Raw genomic sequence first — 538 nt, 5'->3', positions numbered from 1 at the left:
GCAGGGGAGTTGGGAACGAGTCTTGCGTAGGCGCGGCGCACCGCTTTGTCTTCGACTTCTACGTCCAGATAGACGCTGCGAATGTCTTCCACAAAGCGCTCTAAATCGTTCACTTTGAGCGCTTCCAGTTGTGAGGTCGGCAGCTTTTGAACGCTGGCCACGCCCACCACTTCTTCGCCGTTTTTCACGCCAATGACATAAGGCTCAATGTTGGATTGGGCGCCGATGTATCCGGTGCTGCCTACGGCAATCGCGGCGATAAACATCGAAAAAAAAGCGCACATTTTCCAATCGTGCGCCTGTTTCACTACGCTGCCTAAGCGTTCGTCCCACTCTTCGCGGGCGCGTTGATACAAGATGGAGTAGTCCGATGGACTCTCAGGATTAGACATATTGTCACCTTATGATAAGTGGTCGTAAGCTTCTGATAGCGCGTCAATCAAAACCTTCAATGCGTCTTTATTGGGGCAACACACATTACCGGTTTGATGTTCGCTGCTGTAGATTTCAATGACAGGCATTGCCTCGTCTTCACCAT

The 538-nt window shown here is 51.1% G+C and carries 1 protein-coding gene; it reads right to left on the bottom strand.

Annotated features, from left to right (window positions below; translation table 11 throughout):
- The coding region (locus R7O13_RS30290) for a VirB8/TrbF family protein (RefSeq protein ID WP_318305650.1) at nt 1-392 on the bottom strand (392 nt) is incomplete at its 3' end.
- Nucleotides 393-538 lie beyond the last annotated feature (146 nt).

The sequence above is a fragment of the Vibrio sp. Y176 genome (genome assembly GCF_033438945.1).
The sequence above is the reverse complement of the archived record's forward strand: the minus strand, read 5'-3'. Positions and strand labels throughout refer to the sequence as shown.